Source organism: Paenibacillus sp. MT86 (assembly GCF_058792535.1).
In genome coordinates, this window is the sequence record NZ_CM179499.1 from 1,871,795 (window position 1) to 1,890,390 (window position 18,596).

Genomic DNA, 18,596 nt, shown 5'->3' on the forward strand with positions numbered 1-18,596 from the left:
ATAGTGTCTTTCATTAGAAAAAGAAATAAAAAGCGGGGAGTTAGCATGCAAACGTTACTGCTATGGTTGTTTTACCTTTCATCTTTTTATGCATTCATTCCCGGCATCCTGACCCGGATATTCGGATTTCGAGTATTTCGCAGGGGAACAGGCTTGGAAGACTTCGCCTTAACCTTTGATGATGGTCCTGATCCGTTCTATACACCAAGACTGCTGGATCTATTGAAGCGGTATAATATGAAAGCGACTTTTTTTCTGGTCGGTTCCCATGCCGAGAAGCATCCGGAGGTCGTCAAACGCATTCATAGCGAGGGTCATCTGATCGGGATTCACAACTATGTTCACAAGAGCAATTGGTTAATGCGACCCGTGACCGTCCGCAAGCAAGTCAAACGCACGGACGATATCATCTACGCCATAACCGGCGAGCGCTCGAGATATTACAGACCGCCTTGGGGAATCGTGAATCTATTCGATTTTGCCAAGAATACCGGCTGCCGCATCATCTTATGGTCCTCGATGTTTAATGATTGGCGAAGCAAGATCGGCGCTGACAAGCTGACTCAGCGTATGCTGGCCAAGCTGAACGGCGGCGAGGTTATGCTCCTCCATGACTGCGGTACGACGATGGGAGCGAACCCCGATGCGCCGGAGCAAATGCTGATTGCCTTGGAACGCGTACTGAAAGTCGCAGAGCAGAAGGGAATGAGAAGCATCCGAATCGACGACATGATGGCTAAGGAAAGCAAAGCGAAAGCGAAGAAGCTGTCTCCTCTCAAGCGGTTGATCGTCTCGTTGTGGCTCTTGTGGGAAAAAGCATTTCATGCGGTGTTCGCGCTTGAAACGGTTAATCCGGAGGATCCGATGCTGCATTTCCGAAAGCGTGCTTTCACCGGCAAAACGGTCGTGATGGAAGACGGCAGCCGGCTTGAGAAGGGAGACCAGGTGCTCGAGCTCCACTTTGACAACAAAAAATTGTTCGAGATCGGCAGCCGCTCCCGCTCGGAAGTGCAGCTTGCCATCAAAATGATTCGTGCCGTGCAGAAGGATTTGCCTTCTCTGGCGAACATGGTGCTGGACCGGCCCGAGTTTAAGGATATCAAAGGGTTGTATGCCGTAACCATGATTTCGCGTGGCCCCGAGCAATTCGGATTCCATGTGATGGATTTGCCTCGGGGGCTGTTCGCAAGCTCGTCCAGACTGTATCTGAAACTGCTGCTCAGCGTCATTCACCCGAAAGGGCAGGCCCGCCTGAAGGAGGGCACCCAGATGATGGAGCCGAAAATGCTCGTCATGCCGGTGGATGTTCTGATCGGACGTTATGCGGAGAAGAAAACGCAGGTTTTGCCTCCATCGGAGGAACAGCAGGAAGTTCAACAGGAGCATGCGGGTGATCTGGCGGTTGCCAGTGTCTCGCAAGGCATGTAGTTCATCGAATCGATGGTTTCCGCTATTATGCATGGATTATCTCTTAGATGGTTTTGGTTATAAAAAAGGGGTTATCCCCGCAGGCTGCTGCAAATGCCTGCGCGGGATAACCCCTTTGCTTTATTAAGGATTAGATTTTCAATACGCCGCCAGAGCTGGCGTTGGTCACAAGCTTCGAGTAGCGGGCAAGGTAACCGGTTTTCACTTTCGGTTCGAACTCAACCCATTTGCTGCGGCGTACAGCCATTTCCTCTTCGGAAACGTCCAGCAATTGAATCGTCCGTTTATTCAGGTCCAGCTCGATGATATCCCCGTCTTCAACGAAAGCGATAGGTCCGCCTTCAGCCGCTTCCGGCGAGATGTGTCCGATGCTGATGCCGCGGGAAGCGCCGGAGAAGCGTCCGTCCGTGATCAGACCGACTTTGGCTCCAAGCCCCATGCCTGCAATCTGCGAGGTCGGCGCCAGCATTTCCGGCATGCCCGGTCCGCCCTTCGGCCCTTCATATCGAATGACAACCACATGGCCTTCCTTGACCTTGCCGTTGGCAATGCCGCTTAGCGCCTCGTCCTGGGAGTCAAAGCAGATGGCAGGTCCTTTATGGTATCCGCCAACCGACGGATCGACGGCACCGACTTTGATGATGGATCCTTCAGGAGCCAGATTGCCGTACAGTACCGCGAGTCCGCCGCGCTCGGAATACGGGGAATCGATCGGATGGATGACGTTCTCATCCTGGATTTCGCAGCCCTCTACGTTCTCGGCCAGCGTTTTGCCGGTTACGGTAATGCAATCCCCGTGCAGTGCGCCGGGCTTCTTCAGAAGCTCGTGCAGAACCGCGCTTACTCCGCCTGCCAAATGCACATCCTCGATGAAGTAATCCGAAGCCGGAGCCAGCTTGGAGATGTGAGGAACGCGGTCAGCGACTTCGTTGATCCGCTCCAGCGGGTAATCAAGGCCGGCTTCTTGGGCAAGCGCCAATGTATGAAGCACCGTGTTGGTGGAGCCGCCCATCGCCATATCGAGCGCAAACGCATTGTCGATAGCTTCCAGGGTTACGATGTCACGCGGCTTCAGGTCCATTTTGACAAGTTCCATCAATTGTTTGGCCGATTGTTTAACAAACTCTCTGCGCTCTTCGGCGATGGCAAGAATGGTGCCGTTGCCCGGCAGAGCCAGACCCAGCGCTTCGGCGAGGCAGTTCATGGAGTTGGCGGTGAACATGCCGGAACAGGATCCGCAGGTTGGACATCCGTATTGTTCCAATTCCAGGAGCTCATCGTCATTGATTTTGCCGACCTGGTGAGCGCCGACGCCTTCGAATACGGAAGTCAGGGACAATTTGCGGCCTTTGCTGTCCACGCCGGCCTTCATCGGTCCGCCGCTGACAAACACCGTCGGGATGTTAACGCGCAGGGCGCCCATCAGCATGCCGGGCGTAATTTTGTCGCAGTTCGGGATACACACCATGCCGTCGAACCAGTGGGCGGATACAACGGTTTCCAGGGAATCCGCAATGATCTCGCGGCTTGGCAGCGAGTAGCGCATGCCGATATGTCCCATGGCAATTCCGTCATCCACGCCGATGGTGTTGAACTCGAACGGAACGCCGCCGGCTTCACGGATCGCATCCTTCACGATCTTGCCGAATTCCTGAAGATGCACGTGACCCGGAACGATATCGATGTAAGAGTTGCACACGGCGATGAACGGTTTGCCGAAATCCTCTTCCTTAACGCCTGCTGCACGCAGCAAGCTGCGGTGCGGCGCGCGGTCAAAGCCTTTCTTGATCATGTCTGAACGCATTTTTTTGGTTGTCATGATGTCGATTTCCCCCCAGATCTATTTTAAAATTGTTACGCTTTAGCGCGGTCTTCCGGCAAAGCAGCCGGGTACCTGTAAACAGCGAATAGGTTTTAAATGAGTCTATCACAAAAAGGTAGGTTTTTCTACATGATATTAATAGGAAGCGATGGAAGGAAGCCTGTCGTGAAGGCCAAGAAAAAGCCTGTCCCCCTTGGTCGGGAACAGGCTTCCTACTGAAAAGATATGCTATTTCTTGCCGCCTTTGCGGCCAATTTCCTGATAGAATTCGCGATTATGATTCCGCGAGGTGGCTTCGCCGCCCTTTTGACCGATTTCCTGGTAAAACTCGCGGCTATGGTTTTTGGACGTCGCTTTGCCGCCTTTTTTGCCGATTTCCTGATAGAATTCGCGGCTGTGTTTTTTGGCGGTGGCTTCGCCGCCAAGACGTCCGGCTTCTTCGCGGGTCATCTTTCGATTGCTGCTGGTGGCCATGAACAAATCACTCCTTTACCGTCGTATTTGCTATGCGTATATGTTACTTACCACGGTCCATTTGTCATGAATCAAAACATTCGACTAAAGATTGGTAAATTTTCAAGTCGGAGCGATTTCTTGATCCCATGCGCCAATAACGCTTAAATCAGAGTTTATTTCATGGTTTAATAAGAGTATGATCAAGAATAGGATAGGGAGGTTTTGAACCATTGCCGTTTGTTCAACTGAAAGAACGAACCGTTCCCTGCCAAGGGATCTTGTTTGATAAAGACGGTACGCTGCTTCATTTCATGGCGCTGTGGGGAGGATGGGCCGATTATGTGCTCGAGTTCATGGAGGAACGGCTGGAGCTGATGGGATCCGGCTTTACGCTGCCGAAAGAGAAGGTGCTTGGGACCAAGCACGATGCCGGCGGACGCGTATCGGGGTATGATCTGCGGGGTCCGCTCGCCATGGGCACCGTGGAGGAGACGAACGGGCTTCTGGCCTGGCAATTGTACGCAGCCGGGATGCCATGGAACGAGGCGATTGTGCAGGTCCATCAGATTACGAAAAATGCCATGTACGAAGTCCGTCAGCGAAAGCCGGCATTCCCGATGCCCGGACTGGAACATTTTCTGGAAAAATGCAGCTTGGCCTCCGTGAAGATGGCAGTGGTGACTTCGGATCAAACCTCAGGTGCCGTGGAGCAGTTGGAATGGATGGGGCTTCGCTCGTACTTTACGGTCATTATGGGAAGAGATCAGGTTCGAAATGGCAAGCCGCACCCCGAAATGACCGAGGCTGCCTGCCGCCGGCTCGGGATCAAACCGGAGGAAGCGGTCGTCATCGGCGACAGCAACGCGGATATGCAGATGGCGAAGCAAGCAGGCGCTGCGCTGGCCGTAGGTTTAATGACGGATGAAGGGGAGCCGGCGCATCTGACAGATGCCGATGTTGTCATATCCGATTATAATGAATTAGACGTGCACAGGTAGACGTGTTATTTTAAGGGCTGTACGGAGGTGTATAAGAGTGGAGAACAGGGAAAAGATCGAGCAGTTGGCAACATGGATCGAAGCGAGCGACTACATTGTTTTTTTCGGAGGAGCGGGTACCTCCACCGAGAGCGGAATACCAGACTTCCGTTCGGCAGCCGGACTGTACCAGAGCGAGCACCAGTCTCCGTATCCGCCGGAGGTCATGCTCAGCCATACTTTTTTTATGCAGCATCCGGAAGTGTTTTACGACTTTTACCGGAGCAAGATGCTGCACCCGCTTGCGCAGCCGAACGGCTGTCACCGCCTATTGTCGAGACTCGAGCATGACGGGAAGCTAAAGGCGGTCATCACGCAGAATATCGATGGCCTGCATCAGTCGGCGGGATGTTCCGAGGTGCTGGAGCTTCACGGTTCCGTGCACCGCAATTATTGCATGGATTGCTCCCGATTCTACAGCCTTCAGGAGATTCTGGACATTAAGGAAATCGTCCCGCGCTGCAAGGATTGCGGGGGGCTGGTTCGGCCGGACGTCGTGCTGTATGAAGAGGAATTGGACCAGAACGTCATCATGCGCTCGATCCAGGAAATATCGACGGCCGACTTGTTGATTATTGGGGGGACTTCCCTGACGGTACACCCCGCCGCTAGTTTGATCTCCTATTTTCATGGAAGCAAGGTAGCTTTGCTGAATGCAGATCCAACCCCATACGATCATCGGGCAGGCCTCCTGATTGCGGATCGGATCGGTCAAGTCATGACGCAGGTGGATAAACTGATCAGCACGTGAGGGGACAAAAGGCGGCGTATTGCCGTACCTATCCCTGTAATCGTTTTCTTGTCAAAGGAAGACCAAACGCGATAAGATGGAATTTAGCAATGGACCTATTCACTTAGAGAGGCAGGGATTGCAAGTGACCTATGTGGCTAGCGAAGACCGCTATGAAGGAATGAAGTATAACCGCGTGGGGCGGTCCGGGCTTAAACTTCCCGCGATCTCCCTTGGATTATGGCATAATTTCGGTGGCGTCGACACGTACGAGAACGGGCGGAACATGATTACGCGCTCCTTCGATCTGGGCATCACCCACTTCGATCTGGCGAACAATTACGGACCTCCTGCAGGCTCTGCCGAGGAGACTTTCGGTAAAGTGCTTTCCAGAGACCTTAAGGCATATCGTGACGAAATCGTCGTTTCGTCCAAAGCCGGCTATTATATGTGGCCCGGTCCTTACGGCGATTTCGGATCGCGTAAATATCTGGTATCAAGCCTCGACCAGAGCTTGAAGCGAATGGGCCTGGACTATGTGGATATTTTCTATCATCATCGGATGGATCCGGAAACGCCGCTCGAGGAAACCATGACAGCGCTGGATCATCTCGTTCGTTCCGGCAAGGCGCTGTATGTCGGAGTCTCCAACTATTCGCCGGAGAAGACCCGGGAAGCGATATCGATCCTGAAAAACCTGGGTACCCCGCTGCTCATCCATCAACCGAGTTACTCCATGCTGGACCGTTGGGTGGAGAACGGATTGCTTGACGTCCTGGAAGAGAACGGGATCGGAAGCATCGCATTCACGCCGCTTGCCCAAGGGCTCTTGACGAACAAATATTTAAACGGCGTGCCTGTCGATTCCCGTGCCGCAAGCGCATCCGTGTTCCTGAACGAAAGCAATATCACGCCTGAGGTGCTGCGCAAGATCAGAGCCTTGAACCAAATCGCCCAAGCCCGGAACCAGAGTCTGGCTCAATTCGCGCTCGCCTGGGTTCTGCGCGGCGGCCGGGTGACGTCTGCCCTGATCGGAGCTAGCAAAGTAAGCCAGATTGAAGACAACGTGGCTGCCTTGAACAATCTGGAGTTCTCGAAGGAAGAGCTGGATCGGATCGAAGCGATTCTCAAAACGGAGAATGCATCTTCTTCGGAAGGATAGATGCTGGCGAAAACACGGTGGCATTGAAATAGATACATGACAAGGAGCGCCTTTAGGATGATAACCGACCTGAAGGGCGCTCCTTTTTTTTGCTAAGGGATGGCTTGGGCGCACTCTTTAAGTAAGCGCGGATGAAGAGATGATGTCCTTGCGGTACCGCGACGGGGATCTGCCGACGAGCCGCTTGAATTGGCGCGAGAAATAGAGCGGATCTGTCAGTCCGACCGATGCGGAAACCTGCTCAATGGACAAATCGGGACGTTCGCGCAGCAGCCGTTTGGATTGGTCGATTCTTAATTTAAGCAGATACGTGATCGGAGTCATGCCCGTTTCCTGCTTGAAGATCCGTGACAGGTATGCGCGGTTGTAGCCTAGGCTCGTACACATCTGTTCGATCGAGACGGGATGGGCGTATTGGGAAGCCATGTAACTGATCATCTGCTTCACCGTGCGCTGAACCTGGGGTTCTGACAGCGTCAATCGGGACGGCCGGTCGCTCTGATTCATGATCTCGGCCCAGATTAAATGCAGGTAACCGATGGCGGCCATGTGAGAGCTTTCTTCCCTTGATTGAAAATGGCCCTGGATGAGGGATACATAGCCGGGAATGGGGTTGTTCTCCACAAGGTGGAGGACAGGCTTTTCGGGCGTGAGCCCCAAACGGGATATCTCATCATCGGCGTGTTCTCCGTCAAAGGCGACCCAGCGGTAACGCCACGGCTGGCTCGCATCGGATACATAGCTGACAATCTGGCCGGGATGAATCAGGAAGCAATCGCCGGGCCCGAGCTGGTATCTGTCGGTTTCGGTCCGAAATACGCCATGGCCCGATTCGATGATGTGCAAGAGGTAATGATCGAATATTTTGGGCCCCAACGCATGCTCCGGAAGGGTCTGGCTCTCGCCGGCGAATCGCACGTGGAGCCAGCCGCCGCCTTGCTGTGCTGGGTTGGAAGCAACAGAATAGGTTGGTTTCATCATTCATTTTCCTTTACAATGAGTTTGGGAAAAAGAGGAACTATAGGGATTTCGTGATCATGAATTTATTGTACCTCCATAAGTCACATAAATCCATATGTATCACACAAGATTTCATTATCGGTAAACGAGATTTCCATTATACTGAAGACAGTAAAACTACCATATGTACAGGATGGAGTGATAGGCAGTGACGACGCAACAGCTTATGGAAAGATTTATGGACAAGCACGGTGAGAGCCAGCATAAGGTTCGCATATTTAATGCGCCGGGGCGCGTGAACCTGATCGGGGAGCATCTGGATTACAACGGGGGCTATGTGCTTCCGGCAGCCCTGGAGTTTGGCACAACCTTGATCATCCGGCCGCGTGACGATAACAAGGTGAGCTTTTCATCCACCAATATCCCCTATGAATTAACGATCAGTCTGGACGAGGATTATGGCTGCAAAATCGATCAATGGACGGATTACCCGGTCGGCGTCATTACCGAGCTGAATAAAATCGGCTGCGGGCTCAGCAGCGGCTATGACCTGCTGTACCACGGGGATATCCCGAACGGGGCAGGCCTCTCGTCCTCAGCGTCCATCGAAGTGGTCACGGCTTACGCCTTCTTGAAGATGGAGGGCAAGGAGACGGATACGGTGGAGATCGCAAAGCTTTCGCAGCGGGTGGAAAACCTGTTCGTCGGCGTCAACTCCGGCATCATGGATCAATTCGCCGTAGCCAACGGCAAGCAGGATCATGCCATTCTGTTAATGTGCGATACGCTGGAGTATGAGCTGGTGCCTTTCCGGACCGGAGCATACAAAATCGTGATTTCGAATACCAACAAACGGCGCGGACTCGTCGATTCCAAATATAATGAACGCCGCAGCGAATGCGACCGCGCTTTGGAAATTTTGCAAAAGGAGCTCCCGGCGTTATCGTATCTCGCCCAGCTGAATCCGGATCAATTCGCGACCTTGCGGGACAGCATCCAGGATGAGACCGTCAGAAGACGCGCCCAGCATGTCGTCGAGGAGAACCAGCGCGTGCTTGATTCCGTGAAGGCTCTGAAAGAGGGGAATCTGGAAGTTTTCGGACAGTACATGAATCAGTCCCATGACTCTTTGCGTTATCTGTACGAAGTCACGGGCGACGAGTTGGATGCTCTGGTGGAAGAAGCCCAGCGGATTCCGGGTACGCTCGGTTCCAGAATGACGGGAGCCGGCTTTGGCGGCTGCACGGTATCCCTCGTGCACGAGGACGCGGTGGAACGTTTCATCACGGAAGTGGGACAGCAATATGAGGCCAGAACGGGACTGAAGGCGGATTTCTACGTATGCGGCGTAGGTCAAGGCGTGCATGAAGTAAAGGAGGGCGAATAATATGGCTATTTTAGTGACCGGCGGAGCAGGTTATATCGGTTCACATACCGTGGCGGAGCTGCTGGAGCAAGGGGAAGACGTTGTAGTCATCGACAGCCTGGAGACGGGTCATCGCGAAGCGCTGCTGGGCGGAAAGCTGTATGTCGGCGATCTGCGCGACAAGGCGCTGCTGAAGCAGCTGTTCTCGGACAACGATATTGATGCCGTTATCCATTTTGCCGCGAATTCTCTGGTCGGCGAGAGCATGAAGGATCCGGTGAAATATTACGATAACAACGTGTACGGCACGCTGTGCCTGCTGGAAGCCATGAATGAGGCTGGCGTTCGAAAGATCGTCTTCTCTTCAACGGCCGCGACCTACGGTGAGCCCGAGAAGGTGCCGATCGAGGAAACGGACCGGACCCAGCCGACGAACGTGTACGGGGAAACCAAGCTGATGATGGAACGGATGATGTCCTGGTTCGATACCGTGCTCGGGGTGAAGTATGTCTCCCTTCGTTATTTCAACGCGGCCGGCTCGCATGCCAGCGGCAAGATCGGCGAGGATCACCGGCCGGAGAGCCACTTGATTCCGCTCGTTCTGCAAACCGCTTTGAAGCAGCGCGCCAGCATCTCGGTGTTTGGCGACGATTACGCAACTCCCGATGGCACGTGCGTCCGCGATTACATTCACGTCAGCGATCTGGCGAATGCGCATCTGCGCGCGGTTGAATACCTTCGTCGCGGCGAGTCCAGCAATGTGTTCAATCTCGGCAACGGACTCGGGTTCTCGGTCAAGGAAGTGATCGAGACATCGAAGCGGGTGACGGGTGCCGACATTCCGGTTGTCATGGAAGCCCGCCGTGCGGGTGACCCTGCGGTATTGGTGGCGTCTTCGGACAAAGCGCGCACGGTTCTCGGATGGACGCCGTCCAGAACGACGCTGGAGGAAATTATCGAGAGCGCATGGAAGTGGCACAGCAGTCGTCCGGACGGTTACGGCGACAATTAATCCAAGGGGGACGATGAACATGAATGCTGCAACATCAAGTACTCCCGAATCCAAGCAGGTTCTGCATGCCATTGAAATGCTGGTGCGCTTCGCGCTTCATAAAGGCCTGATCCAGGCAGCGGATGCGGATTACAGCCGCAACCTGCTGCTGGAGGATTTCGGGTTCAGCGAGCCGTACGGCGACGAAGTGAACGACCCGATGCCGGATGGGCCCCAGGCTATGCTCGACATCCTGATCGATTACGGTGCGGCGCATGGCATGATCCCGGAGAATACCGATACGTACCGGGATTTGCTGGACGCCAAAATCATGGGCCGCCTCATGGCAAGACCTTCGGAAGTAACCGCTCGGTTCCGGGCGGTAGAGCAGGAGCAGGGGATCATCGAGGCTACCCGGCAATTTTACAGCCTGTGCATCGACTCCAACTACATTCGGATGGATCGCGTAGCCAAAAACGAATACTGGCGGCATGCCAGCGCGTACGGCGATATTGAGATTACCATCAATCTATCCAAGCCGGAGAAAAGTCCGAAGGAAATCGCCATGGCCAAACTGCTGCCTCCGCCGATTTATCCGAAATGCCAGCTCTGCCGGGAGAACGTGGGTTATGCAGGCAGGGTCAATCACCCGGCACGGCAAAACCTGCGGATTATCCCGCTGGAGTTGAACGGTGAACCATGGTTCTTCCAATACTCGCCGTATGTTTACTATAACGAGCACTGCATCGTGTTCCACCACGATCACGTGCCGATGAAGCTGACCAAGGAGACGCTTGCCCGCCTCTTGAGTTTTGTTGATGCTTATCCGCATTATTTTCTCGGATCGAACGCGGATCTTCCGATTGTCGGGGGCTCCATTCTCACACATGATCATTTCCAGGGGGGGCGGCATACCTTCCCGATCCAGAAAGCGCCGAAGGTGGCCGGGTTTACGCACGGGGATTATCCGGGGGTATCCGTTGCCATCGTGAAATGGCCGATGTCGGTGATCCGCCTATCCTCAAGCGATCGGGATTCGCTGCTTGAATGCGCGAACGGCATTTACGAGGGCTGGAAAACCTACAGCGACCCTTCGGCAGACATCGAGGCCTTCAGCGAAGCGGACGGCGAACGGGTCCGCCATAATACGGTGACTCCGATTGCCCGCCGTAATGACGAGGGCATCTATGAGATGGATCTGGTTCTGCGGAACAATCGCACCAACGAGCAGCATCCGGAAGGGATCTTTCATCCTCATCGGGAGATGTTCCACATCAAGAAGGAAAACATCGGCTTGATCGAAGTGATGGGGCTGGCGATCCTGCCGGGCAGGCTCAAGGAAGAGCTGGATCAGATCGCCGAGATTCTGGCGGGGAACGAGGCACTGTATGCGGACAGCCAGGCCGCTGACCATCCGCTCGCCGTCCACGGCGACTGGATCGAGGAGCTGCGGGGCCGGGGCATAGCCGCATCCGATAAAGCCGGGGCCACCCAGCTGGTACGCCGGGAGGTCGGCAGCAAATTCACGACGATTTTGGAGCATGCCGGGGTATACAAACAGACGGCGGAAGGGCAGCAGGCATTTCAGCGATTCCTGAGCCATATGGGGTACGTCCCTGACAGCAGATAAATATTCTTGGATGGAAATATGATGTGTTGAAGCTAACGATAACTAGGATCATCATTCAAACAGCCGATCTTCCGAAAGAAGGACGGCTGTTTGTTTTGCTTAATGGGAATGGTATAGAATGAAAAAGCACGCATGAATGAATTAGATGCAAACCAGATGCGATGGAGGTAATGTGACATGAGACCTTTTGTTTTTCATAATCCGACTCAGTTGATTTTTGGCAAGGGCAAGCTGAGTGCTTTAAGCGGTGAAGTGGCCAAATACGGCCGGAACGTTTTGCTGGTGTACGGCGGCGGCAGCATCAAGCGCAGCGGCCTTTACGATCAGGTCATCGCCTTGCTGAAAGAAGCGAATGCGGTGGTGACGGAGCTTGCCGGGGTGGAACCGAACCCGCGCCTGTCAACGGTACATAAAGGAGTGGAGTTGTGCCGGGAGCATCACATCGACCTTATTTTGGCCGTTGGCGGCGGAAGCGTCCTCGACTGCTCCAAAGCGATTGCCGTAGGGGCCAAGTATGACGGAGATATGTGGGATTTCGTAGAGCGCAAAGCCGTACCGCAAGCGGGTCTGCCGCTTGGAACGGTGCTTACGATGGCCGCAACGGGATCGGAGATGAACGGCGGCTCCGTCATCACCAATGAAGTGACCCAAGAGAAGATGGGCTGGGGCAGCCCGCATGCTTATCCCGCCTTTTCGATCCTGGACCCTGTGCATACCTTCTCCCTTCCCCGGGATCAAACGGTGTACGGCATCGTGGATATCATGTCCCACGTACTGGAGCACTACTTCCATCAGGATACCAATACGCCGGTGCAGGACGGTTTCTGCGAAACGATTCTTCGAACCGTTATCGATACGGCGCCGAAGCTGGTTGAGGACCTGGAGAACTATGAGCACCGCGAGACGATCATGTACTGCGGTACGATGGCGCTGAACGGCATGATCAACATGGGAATGGCCGGCGACTGGGGAACCCATAACATCGAGCACGCGGTGTCTGCCGTATACGACATTCCGCACGGCGGCGGCCTGGCAATCCTGTTCCCGAACTGGATGAAATATAATCTGAACGCGGATCCTCAGCGCTTCAAGTCGCTTGCCGTGAATGTATTCGGTGTTGATGCTGCCGGGAAAAGCGATGAAGCGGCCGGACTGGAAGGAATCGAGGCGCTCCGCCGCTTCTGGACTTCCATCGGTGCGCCGAGCACGCTGGGAGATTACGATATCGACGACCGCGAGATCGGGTCCATGGCCGATAAAGCGATGCGCTTCGGTCCTTTTGGCAACTTCCGCAAGCTGCAGCGCGAGGACGTCGTTGAAATCTATCGGATGTCGTTATAGGGGTTGTCCTGTCGTTAGCTGACAAGGAATAAAAATGGTTTTAAAGCCTGCCGGTTCAAGCCGTGCAGGCTTTTTTGCTGGGGCGTCGAATATAGATATGAAGAGATTTTCATACGTTTGAGGCAAATAATTGAAACTTTAGCAAACATTTTGCCGTATTACTTGTTATACACAGTAAGGAATTCCAGAGGGGGCAATCAACATGGAAGCGTTATATTGGGGCTGTCTGATCGGGGGCGTGATCTTCGCCATCGTAACCGTGGTGCTAGGCGACATACTTAGCTCGGCGCTTGACGGATTGTTGGACTTTTTGTCAGTGGATTTTTTCAATCCGGTTGTGATCGCCGGGGGAATCACCGTATTCGGCGGGACCGGAATCATGCTGACGAAATACACGGAATTGGCGGCAGGTGCCCATGTAACGCTATCTGTCTTGGCGGCCATCGTCATTTCGATTCTCGTCTACTTCGGGTACGTGAAACCGATGGAGAACAGCGAGAACTCGACGGGCTTTTCCATCAAGGAGCTTGCGGGCAGGATCGGCGTTGTCACGGTGCCGCTACCTGCTGAAGGATTCGGGGAAGTGATGGTCAAGGTCGGGGCAGGCAACACGATGCACATTGCCTCAAGCTTTGATCGTCAAACGCTTCCGGCAGGTGTCCGCGTGGTGGTTGTCGACATTGTTGATGGCGTCCTGAGGGTGTCCGAACTGGAAGAACGAAAAGGAGAGGATTGATTCAATGCCAGAGTACTTAGTAATTCCGTCGATTGTTGTAGGCGTCATTGTCGTGTTAGGACTTGCGTTCTGGGCCCGCTACAAAACGGTGAGCCCGGATGAAGCGATGATTGTCACCGGTTCTTTTTTGGGAAGCAAAAATTTGTCGGAGGACGAATCCGGCCGCAAAATCAAAATCGTTCGCGGCGGCGGCGCTTTTATACTCCCCGTGTTTCAGCGCTCCGAATTCGTATCGCTCTTATCTCATAAACTGGATGTCATGACGCCTGAAGTGTACACGGAGCAAGGCGTGCCGGTTATGGCGGACGGGGTGGCCATCATTAAAGTGGGAAGCTCGATCGAAGATGTGGCGACCGCAGCCGAGCAATTCATGGGCAAGCCCATTGAAGCGCTGAAGGGTGAAGCCCAGGAGGTGCTGGAAGGCCATCTTCGTGCCATTCTCGGTTCCATGACAGTAGAGGAAGTATATCGTAACCGCGACAAGTTCGCGCAGGAAGTTCAGGGGGTCGCAGCAAGAGACCTGAAGAAGATGGGTCTGCAGATCGTTTCCTTTACCATTAAGGACGTTCGCGATAAACACGGATATCTGGAAGCGCTTGGTAAACCGCGGATCGCTACGGTCAAGCGGGATGCGGAGATTGCCGAAGCCGAAGCGATGCGGGATGCGCGGATTCAGAAGGCGCGCGCCGAAGAAGAAGGACAGAAGGCCGAGGTCGTACGCGATACCAATATCGCGGAAGCCGAGAAGGAACGGGAGCTGAAGGTCGCGTCCTTTAAGAAGGAGCAGGATACGGCGAAGGCCGAAGCGGACCAAGCTTATCATATTCAGGAAGCCCGAGCCAGACAAACGGTGGTTGAGGAGCAGATGAAGGTTGAGCTCGTTCGCAAGGAACGCGAAATCGACCTGCAGGAGAAAGAAATCATGGTTCGCGAGAAGCAGTATGACGCGGACGTGAAGAAAAAAGCCGAAGCGGATCGCTATGCCGTTGAGCAGGCTGCCGAAGCGGATAAGGCCCGGAAGATGCGCGAAGCGGATGCTGTGCAATACTCCATCGAAACGCAGGCCAAAGCGTCTGCCGAGCAGAAGCGCCTAGACGGTATGGCGGTTGCGGATGCCGAGCGCGCGAAAGGTACGGCCGAAGCCGAAGTCATCCGCCTGCGCGGTATTGCCGAAGCCGATGCCAAAGAGAAGCTGGCGGAAGCGTTCCAGAAGTTCGGCGAGGCTGCTGTGCTCGATATCATCGTGAAAATGCTGCCTGAGCTTGCCGGCAAGATTGCTCAGCCGATCTCGTCCATCGACAAGCTGACGGTTGTCGATACGGGAAAAGGCGAAGGAGCGGCTCGCGTGAGCAATTATGTAACCGAGCTGATGTCCACGGCGCCTGAGATGCTGAAGAGTGTGTCCGGGATTGACGTGGAGGATCTCATTAAGGGATTAACAACGAAAAAATCCGCCACGGCTCAAAAGCCGGTGTCCATCGAGCAGGAACTTGTACCGGTCCCTGTAGAGACAAGTGCCGCTAAGGAAGAGTAGATCAAGCCGCAAGCAGGGGCCGGAATACATGGTGGCAGGCAGCGGTACGGCACCTTGAAGACTTTGGCAACCACAAATGATTTTGCCGCGCTCTTATATTTCTGATAAGATATCCGAGTATACGCGTATGAATCAAAAAGAGGTGCGAACGTGAGCAGCTTACAAGTGGCTAAAGTGTTGAACAATAATGTAATCATAGCGAAGCATCCTCAACATGGCGAGGTTGTTGTTATCGGCAAGGGCATCGGCTTTAACCGGAAGAATAAAGACCGTATCCCTGCCGCCGCTGCCGAGAAGATGTTCATTTTGACCAAACCGGAGGAGCAGGAGCAGTATAAGCAGCTGGTGCCTCACATCGATGAGAAGCTGATTGAGGCAATGAATGATATTATTCTGAATGCCGCCAAGTCCAGCGACGCTCCTCTGAATGAGCATATCCACATTGCCTTGACGGATCATATCGCATTTGCCATTAAACGCCATGCCCAAGGTCTTTATATCCACAATCCTTTTTTATACGAAACCAAAGAGATGTACCCTGAAGAGTACGAGATGGCCGAATATGCCGTCCGTACCATTCGGGAGAAGCTCGGGGTTGACTTGGGCCAAGAAGAAATCGGATTCATTGCCCTTCATTTTCACGGTGCCCTTACGAACCAGCATATCTCCGAGGTCCGCAAGCATTCGGAGCTGATCGCGGACTTGGTACATACCGTCGAGCAGCAGCTGGAGTACGCCATCCCGAAGGATACGCTGGATTATTCCCGATTGCTGACGCACCTCCGGTTTGCCTTGGAACGGGTTCGGCGGGGAGAAGCGGTGAACGAGACGAGTTCGCTTGACGGCCTTTTGAAGCGTGAATATCCCGAGACCTATTCCCTGGCATGGAAGCTGACCAAAATGATGGAGCAGCGGCTGAAGAAACCCGTCTATCCCGCTGAGGCCGGTTATTTGACCATACATCTGGAACGGTTGGTCCAGCGTAAAGAGCAGGGCGGGCAAATGTGAAGATTTTATTAAGTCCCTTACCATGTGGTTGCAACGATAAATGAACGGTGTTACAATACGAACAGTTATGAACCATAAAACTTCAAATCCAACGTGTAACTGATTCGATCAGGCATGAGTATTGCAGGAATTTGGTTGTTATTACCCATTTTTGGGTAATCTAATCCATGAGATTAGTCATCCATTTACCTGTGGTTGCTCATGCCTTTTTTGATTTGATGGCTTTATGATGATCTACCTACAGCTTGTGATAACAACTAGAGACAGAGGGTGAGAATTTTCATGTTTAAGCGGCTTTTTGGCGTACTGCAAAGGGTCGGTAAAGCTCTGATGCTGCCAGTGGCCATATTGCCGGCGGCCGGACTATTGCTCGGTCTTGGAAATATGCTGGTCAACCCCGATTTCCTGCAATACGCACCTTGGCTGGATGCGGCCTGGGTTCAAGCGGCTGCCACGGTCATGATGAATGCGGGACAAATCGTATTCACGAACCTATCCTTGCTGTTTGCAGTGGGGGTTGCGGTCGGTTTGGCCGGAGGCGAGGGCGTTGCGGGACTGGCCGCGATCATCGGTTACCTTGTCATGAACGTCACCATGGGCAGCGTGATCGGCGTGACGCCGGCCATGGTCGGCACGAATTACGAATATGCCAGCGTGCTTGGCATTCCGACGTTGGCTACCGGGGTATTCGGCGGAATCATCGTCGGTATATTGGCAGCCAGCATGTACCGACGGTTTTTCAAAATCGAGCTTCCGTCCTATCTGGGCTTTTTTGCAGGAAAACGTTTTGTTCCGATTATGACGGCCGCAACGTCCGTTTTGCTTGGTCTGTTGATGGTGTTTATATGGCCGCCGATCCAGTCGGCGCTTAACACGGCGTCGCATTTCATGCTGGAACAAAACCTGACGCTGTCCGCTTTTGTGTTCGGCGTCGTGGAACGCGGATTGATTCCGTTCGGACTGCACCACATTTTCTATTCCCCGTTCTGGTTTGAATTCGGGGAATACCTGAACCAGGCAGGACAATTGGTTCGAGGGGACCAGAACATATTCATGGCCCAGCTTCGGGACGGCGTCGAGTTTACGGCAGGCACATTCATGACGGGTAAGTATCCGTTCATGATGTTCGGTCTCCCTGCGGCAGCGCTTGCCATCTATCATGAGGCAAGACCGGAGAACAAAAAGTTCGTGGCCGGCATCATGGGGTCTGCGGCGCTGACTTCCTTCTTGACCGGGATCACGGAACCGCTTGAGTTCTCGTTCCTGTTCGTCGCACCGATCCTGTTCGCCGTGCATGCGCTGTTTGCCGGCCTGTCCTTCATGACCATGCATATTTTGGGCACCAAAATCGGCATGACCTTCTCCGGCGGCCTGATCGACTACATGATCTTCGGTGTCATTCCGAACCGGACGCCATGGTGGAATGTTCTCATCGTGGGTGCTATTATGGCTGTAATCTATTACTTCGGCTTCCGGTTTGTCATTCGGAAATTCAATCTGAGGACGCCGGGGCGCGAGGAAGCTTCGACGACAGAGCCGGAATCAGGCTCTGGAGCAGCGGTCGCTGGCAGTAAAAATGATCTGCCGTCTAATATCCTGACTGCACTGGGCGGCCAGCCTAACATCGCGCATCTGGATGCATGCATCACTCGTCTTCGCGTAGAGGTAAAAGACAAGGGCCATGTCGATAAGGCAAGGCTGAAGCAGCTGGGTGCGTCAGGCGTGCTGGAGGTGGGGAATAATATCCAGGCGATATTCGGAACCCGTTCCGATACGATCAAATCGCAGATTCAAGACATCATGTCGGGAATCACGCCGACCACTGCGCCTCAAGCAGAGGCCTTGGAGACGATGCCGACGGCTCAAGAGGAACAGCAGGCCGGACGGAACGGGGAAACGCTCGTTAAGGAGGAAATCGTATCCCCGGCCGATGGAGAGCTTATGGATATTTCCCATGTGCCTGACCCCGTGTTTGCCGAACGGATGACAGGGGACGGATTTGCGATCGTGCCTCATAACGGAACGATTGTGTCTCCCGTTAACGGCACCGTGTTCAATGTGTTCCCCAGCAAGCATGCCGTCGGCATTATGTCGGATGGCGGCAAGGAAGTGCTTGTCCATATCGGCGTCAATACCGTTAAGCTGAAAGGGCAAGGATTTGAAGTCCTGGTGCAAGAGGGGGACCTGGTCTCCACCGGTCAACCGATCATGCAAGTGGATCTGGATTATGTGAAGGAGAATGCCAAATCGATCATTTCTCCTATTATCTTCTCGAATCTGCCGGAGGGAGCTTCCGTGAAGCTGAACAAGACCGGTGAAGTGAAAAGCGGCGAGGAAGGGATCATTACCCTATTGAAACCTTAACCTCGCGATGGTTTCCAGGATTCTAAAAATT

Annotated in this window: 14 protein-coding genes and 1 pseudogene; 12 read left to right on the forward strand and 3 right to left on the reverse strand. The window is 53.7% G+C overall.

From position 1 onward, the window contains the following. The first annotated feature begins 45 nt into the window (after positions 1–45). Complete coding sequence (locus tag AC3RCL_RS08090) at positions 46–1,428, forward strand: polysaccharide deacetylase family protein (protein ID WP_251493489.1); 1,383 nt, start codon at positions 46–48, stop codon at positions 1,426–1,428. A gap of 130 nt (positions 1,429–1,558) precedes the next feature. Here the strand turns inward: AC3RCL_RS08090 and ilvD are convergent, their stop codons facing one another. Beyond that, complete coding sequence (gene ilvD, locus AC3RCL_RS08095; protein WP_015734072.1) at positions 1,559–3,247, reverse strand: dihydroxy-acid dehydratase; 1,689 nt, start codon at positions 3,245–3,247, stop codon at positions 1,559–1,561. Positions 3,248–3,484: 237 nt separating this feature from the next. Then, positions 3,485–3,724: pseudogene (locus AC3RCL_RS08100) on the reverse strand (KGG domain-containing protein); the annotation flags it as partial. 212 nt (positions 3,725–3,936) lie between these two features. On the opposite strand from AC3RCL_RS08100, the gene AC3RCL_RS08105 reads away from it, so the two are divergent. From AC3RCL_RS08105 to mgrA, 3 genes are all read left to right on the forward strand, one after another. Next, a complete protein-coding gene (locus AC3RCL_RS08105; protein ID WP_492535137.1) occupies positions 3,937–4,704 on the forward strand; it encodes an HAD family hydrolase in 768 nt (255 codons plus the stop codon). 37 nt (positions 4,705–4,741) lie between these two features. Next, positions 4,742–5,494, forward strand: coding sequence for an NAD-dependent protein deacylase (locus AC3RCL_RS08110; RefSeq protein ID WP_096772956.1), 753 nt, complete (start codon positions 4,742–4,744; stop codon positions 5,492–5,494). A 124-nt stretch (positions 5,495–5,618) separates the two neighbouring features. Then, positions 5,619–6,635: an L-glyceraldehyde 3-phosphate reductase gene (gene mgrA, locus AC3RCL_RS08115; protein WP_492536293.1), complete on the forward strand. Its 1,017-nt coding sequence runs from the start codon at positions 5,619–5,621 to the stop codon at positions 6,633–6,635. A gap of 117 nt (positions 6,636–6,752) precedes the next feature. On the opposite strand, the gene AC3RCL_RS08120 is transcribed toward mgrA, so the two are convergent. Further along, complete coding sequence (locus tag AC3RCL_RS08120; protein ID WP_492535138.1) at positions 6,753–7,616, reverse strand: AraC family transcriptional regulator; 864 nt, start codon at positions 7,614–7,616, stop codon at positions 6,753–6,755. A gap of 187 nt (positions 7,617–7,803) precedes the next feature. Between AC3RCL_RS08120 and AC3RCL_RS08125 the strand changes: the two genes are divergently transcribed. The 8 genes from AC3RCL_RS08125 to ptsG all read left to right on the forward strand — a co-directional run bounded on the left by AC3RCL_RS08125 (position 7,804) and on the right by ptsG (position 18,565). Next, on the forward strand, positions 7,804–8,982 hold the full coding sequence (locus tag AC3RCL_RS08125) for a galactokinase (RefSeq protein ID WP_492535139.1): 1,179 nt from the start codon (positions 7,804–7,806) through the stop codon (positions 8,980–8,982). A gap of 1 nt (position 8,983) precedes the next feature. Next, positions 8,984–9,973 carry a UDP-glucose 4-epimerase GalE gene (gene galE / locus AC3RCL_RS08130; protein ID WP_015734078.1) on the forward strand — a complete coding sequence of 330 codons (990 nt, stop codon included), beginning with the start codon at positions 8,984–8,986 and terminating at the stop codon, positions 9,971–9,973. A 19-nt stretch (positions 9,974–9,992) separates the two neighbouring features. Then, on the forward strand, positions 9,993–11,582 hold the full coding sequence (locus tag AC3RCL_RS08135; RefSeq protein ID WP_213577324.1) for a UDP-glucose--hexose-1-phosphate uridylyltransferase: 1,590 nt from the start codon (positions 9,993–9,995) through the stop codon (positions 11,580–11,582). 177 nt (positions 11,583–11,759) lie between these two features. Then, positions 11,760–12,923 (forward strand): iron-containing alcohol dehydrogenase, encoded by a 1,164-nt coding sequence (locus AC3RCL_RS08140; RefSeq protein ID WP_096772960.1) that lies wholly within the window; start codon positions 11,760–11,762, stop codon positions 12,921–12,923. Positions 12,924–13,125: 202 nt separating this feature from the next. Beyond that, positions 13,126–13,659, forward strand: coding sequence for an NfeD family membrane protein (locus tag AC3RCL_RS08145; RefSeq protein WP_015734081.1), 534 nt, complete (start codon positions 13,126–13,128; stop codon positions 13,657–13,659). 4 nt (positions 13,660–13,663) lie between these two features. Next, entirely contained in the window at positions 13,664–15,193 is a 1,530-nt protein-coding gene (floT, locus tag AC3RCL_RS08150; RefSeq protein ID WP_009591831.1) for a flotillin lipid rafts scaffold protein FloT, read from the forward strand. A 150-nt stretch (positions 15,194–15,343) separates the two neighbouring features. Then, positions 15,344–16,201: a glucose PTS transporter transcription antiterminator GlcT gene (glcT, locus tag AC3RCL_RS08155; RefSeq protein WP_096772961.1), complete on the forward strand. Its 858-nt coding sequence runs from the start codon at positions 15,344–15,346 to the stop codon at positions 16,199–16,201. 282 nt (positions 16,202–16,483) lie between these two features. Continuing rightward, positions 16,484–18,565, forward strand: coding sequence for a glucose-specific PTS transporter subunit IIBC (gene ptsG / locus AC3RCL_RS08160; RefSeq protein ID WP_492535140.1), 2,082 nt, complete (start codon positions 16,484–16,486; stop codon positions 18,563–18,565). Positions 18,566–18,596: the final 31 nt, after the last annotated feature.

Excerpts from the sequence above, each read along its gene's own strand:
- AC3RCL_RS08090 (WP_251493489.1), top strand. The coding sequence starts at position 46 with ATGCAAACGTTACTGCTATGGTTGTTTTACCTTTCATCTTTTTATGCA.
- ilvD (WP_015734072.1), bottom strand. The coding sequence starts at position 3,247 with ATGACAACCAAAAAAATGCGTTCAGACATGATCAAGAAAGGCTTTGAC.
- AC3RCL_RS08120 (WP_492535138.1), bottom strand. The coding sequence starts at position 7,616 with ATGATGAAACCAACCTATTCTGTTGCTTCCAACCCAGCACAGCAAGGC.
- galE (WP_015734078.1), top strand. The coding sequence starts at position 8,984 with ATGGCTATTTTAGTGACCGGCGGAGCAGGTTATATCGGTTCACATACC.
- AC3RCL_RS08135 (WP_213577324.1), top strand. The coding sequence starts at position 9,993 with ATGAATGCTGCAACATCAAGTACTCCCGAATCCAAGCAGGTTCTGCAT.
- AC3RCL_RS08140 (WP_096772960.1), top strand. The coding sequence starts at position 11,760 with ATGAGACCTTTTGTTTTTCATAATCCGACTCAGTTGATTTTTGGCAAG.
- AC3RCL_RS08145 (WP_015734081.1), top strand. The coding sequence starts at position 13,126 with ATGGAAGCGTTATATTGGGGCTGTCTGATCGGGGGCGTGATCTTCGCC.
- floT (WP_009591831.1), top strand. The coding sequence starts at position 13,664 with ATGCCAGAGTACTTAGTAATTCCGTCGATTGTTGTAGGCGTCATTGTC.
- ptsG (WP_492535140.1), top strand. The coding sequence starts at position 16,484 with ATGTTTAAGCGGCTTTTTGGCGTACTGCAAAGGGTCGGTAAAGCTCTG.